Source organism: Vulcanococcus sp. (assembly GCF_044369115.1).
GTDB lineage: Bacteria > Cyanobacteriota > Cyanobacteriia > PCC-6307 > Cyanobiaceae > Vulcanococcus.
The window spans coordinates 1-4,239 of the sequence record NZ_JBIPMN010000199.1; the positions used below are offsets into that span (position 1 = coordinate 1).

At 67.1% G+C, this 4,239-nt stretch carries 5 protein-coding genes and 1 pseudogene; 2 read left to right on the forward strand and 4 right to left on the reverse strand.

All coding sequences use genetic code 11. The annotated features are described in order from the left end of the window. From ACIQ2E_RS12905 to hpf, 4 genes and pseudogenes are all read right to left on the reverse strand, one after another. Window positions 1–422 (reverse strand): annotated as a pseudogene (locus ACIQ2E_RS12905) (MFS transporter); the annotation flags it as partial. Continuing rightward, window positions 406–1,221: a DNA repair protein RecO gene (gene recO / locus ACIQ2E_RS12910; protein ID WP_398331247.1), complete on the reverse strand. Its 816-nt coding sequence runs from the start codon at window positions 1,219–1,221 to the stop codon at window positions 406–408. The gene recO and the pseudogene ACIQ2E_RS12905, both read right to left, overlap by 17 nt. Further along, window positions 1,218–1,886 (reverse strand): deoxyribose-phosphate aldolase, encoded by a 669-nt coding sequence (gene deoC, locus ACIQ2E_RS12915; RefSeq protein ID WP_398331250.1) that lies wholly within the window; start codon window positions 1,884–1,886, stop codon window positions 1,218–1,220. The genes recO and deoC overlap by 4 nt, the downstream gene beginning before the upstream one ends. Before the next feature lie 76 nt (window positions 1,887–1,962). Then, on the reverse strand, window positions 1,963–2,550 hold the full coding sequence (gene hpf / locus ACIQ2E_RS12920) for a ribosome hibernation-promoting factor, HPF/YfiA family (RefSeq protein ID WP_398331253.1): 588 nt from the start codon (window positions 2,548–2,550) through the stop codon (window positions 1,963–1,965). A gap of 47 nt (window positions 2,551–2,597) precedes the next feature. Here hpf and lipB point away from each other — a divergent pair, with 47 nt between their 5' ends. After that, window positions 2,598–3,281 carry a lipoyl(octanoyl) transferase LipB gene (gene lipB / locus ACIQ2E_RS12925; RefSeq protein WP_398331256.1) on the forward strand — a complete coding sequence of 228 codons (684 nt, stop codon included), beginning with the start codon at window positions 2,598–2,600 and terminating at the stop codon, window positions 3,279–3,281. Window positions 3,282–3,306: 25 nt separating this feature from the next. Further along, the coding region (locus ACIQ2E_RS12930) for an AMP-binding protein (RefSeq protein ID WP_398331259.1) at window positions 3,307–4,239 on the forward strand (933 nt) is incomplete at its 3' end.

The following is a 4,239-nucleotide window of genomic DNA, read 5'->3' on the forward strand; positions in this document are numbered from 1 at the left end:
AGCGCCAGCACGGCGCGGATGCCGTTGCTGGCCACCATCACCTCACGCTTGCGCCAGCGGTCGGCCCACACCCCCGCCACCAGGCCCAGCAGCATGGCCGGGATCGTGTTGGCCACGTAGATCCCTGTGGCGAGCAGGGTGATCAGCTGGGCGCGGCTCTCGATGCTGAAGCGGAAGGCACCGGCGGCTTCCGCAATCGCTCCGTCGGCAGGCAGGGTTTCTGTCACCCAGTACTGGGCGATCAGGAACACCATCAACACGATGTAGAACTTGTCGGCCAGCTGGCTGAAGATCTGGCCGAGCCAGAGCTTGCGGAATTCAGGCAGCGCCAGAACTCCCTGCAGGCCGGTCGATCGTGGCGCTTCGCTCACGGGCTGAATCGGCTCTGGGGAAGGGTGGTTCGGCTCACGATGATGCCCCATCGCCCCCACCGAAGCCTCCACCCGTAAAGCACTGGCGCAGCAGCCTCCAGGAGCGTGGATTGCGGCCGAGGTGTTCGCGGCTCCACAGCTCCACCAGCTGCAGCAACCGCAGCCACACTGCTACGGGCCCCATCAGCTCTCCATCGCGCCGACGGGGCAGGGCCGGTCGCAACAGCCGCTGCAACAGGGCCAGTTCCGAAGCGTTAAGCACCAGTTGAGCTCCGGCTACACCGCCGATCACAAAGCCCTCGCCGGGCAGCAGGCTGCAGCGCCACTCCCAGTTTCCCAGCGGTGGATCGAGCTCGGCCCCTGTGCGGGCGCAGCAGGCCAGCGGCAGGGCGTATCCCCCCAGGGCCAGCAGGTGCACCACCCCCTGCACGGCGATGGCCAGGGCCTCAACGCTTTGCTGGCGCTCCTTCACCACCAGCTCGAGCCGCGCCAATTGCAGCAGTAGGTCCTCAAGAACCCCGTCAACCACATCACCGCTGGGCACCAGCAACAGGGTCTGCTCCGCCAGCCCCTGGGCTGCCGCCAGGGTTTCCAGTCGTTCGGCCAGGGCGGCGAAGTTGCGTTGCACGCTCAATTGCCGCACGCGCTTGAGATCCCCACGCCCGCCCACCTGCAGGTTGAGCAGCGCCAGGGGCACCGCAGCGGCCATGGCGCTTTTCGGTTTGTGGGCGCCTGGTGCTGCCAGCCGGATCAGGCCTTGGCCGGCGCTGAGCACAGTGATCAAACGATCGCTTTCACCGAGGGGTGTGCTGCGCAGCACCAGCCCCTCCAACCGCTGCTCGCCGCTCACCGGCTGCCGTCAGCCGTTGGCGCGTTGCCGCCCTGCCGCAGGGCCTGGATCAGGGCCACCCCGCGGCTGGTGCCCAGGCGGCTCGCGCCGGCTTCCACAAGGGCGATGGCCTGCTCGAGGTTGTTGATCCCTCCCGAAGCCTTCACGGCCGCGCGGCCGCGGGCCAGTTGGCGCAGTTGCGTCACCTGCTCCACGGTGGCGCCGGGGCCGAAGCCACTGCCGGTTTTGAGCATGGTGGCACCCACATCGATGCTGGCCTCCACGGCCAGCTCCAGCGCTTCGCGCGTGAGCCGCCCCACCTCGAGGATCACCTTCACCGGCAGGCCCAGCTCCACGATCGGTGCCAGGTCGTTGCAGAAGGCGCGGCTGTCGCCATCGGCCAGGGCGCCGAAATCGGGCACCACATCCAGCTCCTCAGCGCCGCTGGCCGCTACCCACTCCGCCTCGGCGCGCTTGATGTCGGCTGGAATCGCGCCGAAGGGAAAACCCACAACACTCACCAACTTTGGCCCGCGGCCTCCACTGGGGCCCAACCGTTCTCGCGCTGCCGGTAGCCAACGTGAAGCCAGGCAGACGCCGGCAAAGCCAAAATGGCGCGCTTCATCGCAGCAGCGCAGCACGGCATCAACGCCCTGGTGGGGATCCAGGAGGGCGTGATCAATCATCGGGGCGAGATCAGGGAGGTCGCGCAAGCGGGCTGAGGACTGGGGCCTGACGTTGGGCCCCAGTCTGGAGGGAGGGTCAGCCCTTCGCCTGGATCACCCCGAAGCCGCCGTGGTTGCGCCGGTACACCACCTGCAGTTCACCGCTGGCGGCGTCGCGGAACAGATAGAAGTCGTGGTCGATCAGCTCCAGCTGATGTAGCGCGTCGTCGATGCTCATCGGCGGCATCGCGAAGTACTTGCGGCGCACACCCCGGCTGGGCAGCGTGGCTTCCTTGCCGTCCAGAAGGGATTCGCTCACAACATCCTGGCCGGGCAGCTCCGCCAGGCTGGGAGTGGTGCTGGCGTGATGGCCGGGGCTGTGGTGGTGATCGTCGTGGCGATCCTTGTAGCGGCGCAGCTGGCGGGTGAGCTTGCCGGCCACCAGATCGATGCTGGCGTAGAGGTTTTCGCTCCGCTCTTGGGCGCGGATCACGGTGCCGTTGGCAAACACGGTCACCTCGGCGGTTTGTTGGGGGACGCGTGGGTTGCGGGCCACCGAGAGATGCACGTCCGCCTCTTTCACCATCCCGTCGAAATGCCCGATCGCCCGCTTGAGCTTGTCTTCGGTGTAGTCGCGGATGGCTGGAGTGACCTCCAGATTGCGGCCGTGAATCAACAGCTTCATCCCTTGCCTCCCGGGCGATGGGCTCAGTTGAACGCTAGGAACGGTGCGTGATTTCCACCACAGCCGATGCAATCTGTTTCGAGCCGGCGGGGCTGATTCCCTTCCCATTGGCTTGGAGCTGGCAACAGCAGCTGCAGCAGCGGTTGCTGGCGGATCCTGGCGGCCCTGATGCCCTGCTGGTGCTGGAGCATCAGCCCTGCTACACCCTGGGCCGCGGCGCCGATGAAGCCTTTCTGGGGTTTGATCCGAAGCATCCCCCGGCTCCTTTGTTCCGCATCGATCGCGGCGGGGAGGTGACCCACCACTGCCCTGGTCAGTTGGTGCTCTACCCGGTGCTCAACCTCCAGCGCCATGGTGCTGATCTGCATTCGTATTTGAGGGAGTTGGAGGGGGTGGTGATTGATCTGCTGGCTGAGCTGGGTCTGCGGGGGGAGCGCATCGAGGGGCTGACGGGTGTGTGGCTGGAGGGGCGCAAACTGGCGGCGATCGGTGTAGGAGCCCGGCGCTGGATCAGTCAGCACGGGCTGGCGCTGAACGTGGAGGCTGATCTGGCCGGCTTTACCCAGGTTGTGCCCTGTGGCATCGCCGATCGGCCCGTGGGGCGTTTGCTGGATTGGCGGCCGCAGCTCACGGCGGCAGCGTTGCGCCCGCGGCTGCTCCAGTGCTTCAGCGAGCGCTTTGGCCTGCAGCTGCGCCCCCCCACCCCCCAGGAGAGCCTTCAGGGGTGGTAAGACCGGGACCACTCACATGCTCCCGATGCCCACCGCTGAGATCCGCTGGAGCGGCAGCCGCCGCGATCAGCAGGCCCTGGCTCAACGGCCTGATTGGAGTGATCTCGGCGGCCTGGAGCAGCTCTGGCCGCGGCTGGCAGAACGCCATGGCGATGCAACGGCCCTCGATGCCCCTCACGCCAAGCCGCCCGAACAGCTCAGCTTTCGTGATCTGAACGCCTGCATCGAGCAGGCTGCAGCGGGCTTTGCGGCCCTCGGCGTGAAGCCCGGGGATGTGGTGGCGCTGTTCTCGGAAAACAGCCCCCGCTGGCTGGTGGCTGATCAGGGGCTGATGCGGCTCGGGGCGGCCGATGCGGTGCGCGGTAGCGGTGCCCCGGTGGAGGAGCTGCGCTACATCGCCGCCGATTCCGGCGCTGTGGCCCTGGTGCTCGAATCCGCTGAGCTGCTCACCCGGCTCAAGCTCAGCAGCGAGCTGCTGGGGCAGCTGCGCTTTGTGGTGTTGCTGCAGGGGGATCGCGGTTCGGTGGTGCCGGTCTTGCCCTGCTTCACCTGGGAAGAATTGATAGCTCAGGGCGCCAAGGCGCCGCTGCCCGCCTGGCCGGAGGGCGGTGAGCAGCGCCTGGCCACGGTGCTTTACACCTCAGGCACCACCGGCCAGCCCAAGGGCGTGCCTCTCAGCCACGCCAACCTGCTGCATCAGCTGCGGCATCTGGGAGTGGCTGTGGCACCGCAGCCGGGTGATCGAGTGCTGAGCGTGCTGCCGATCTGGCATGCCTATGAGCGCAGCGCTGAATATTTCCTGCTCGCCTGCGGCTGCTCGCAGACCTACACGAACCTCAAGCAGCTTCGGCCGGATCTGCAACGGGTGCGGCCTCACTATCTGATCAGCGTGCCGCGCTTGTGGGAGGCGCTGCTGAGCGGCTTTGAGGATGCACTGGCGGCCATGCCATCCGCACGT

What these genes read in the sequence shown, in the direction of transcription:
- deoC (WP_398331250.1), bottom strand. Translation starts at nt 1,886, where the DNA reads ATGATTGATCACGCCCTCCTGGATCCCCACCAGGGCGTTGATGCCGTG.
- hpf (WP_398331253.1), bottom strand. Translation starts at nt 2,550, where the DNA reads ATGAAGCTGTTGATTCACGGCCGCAATCTGGAGGTCACTCCAGCCATC.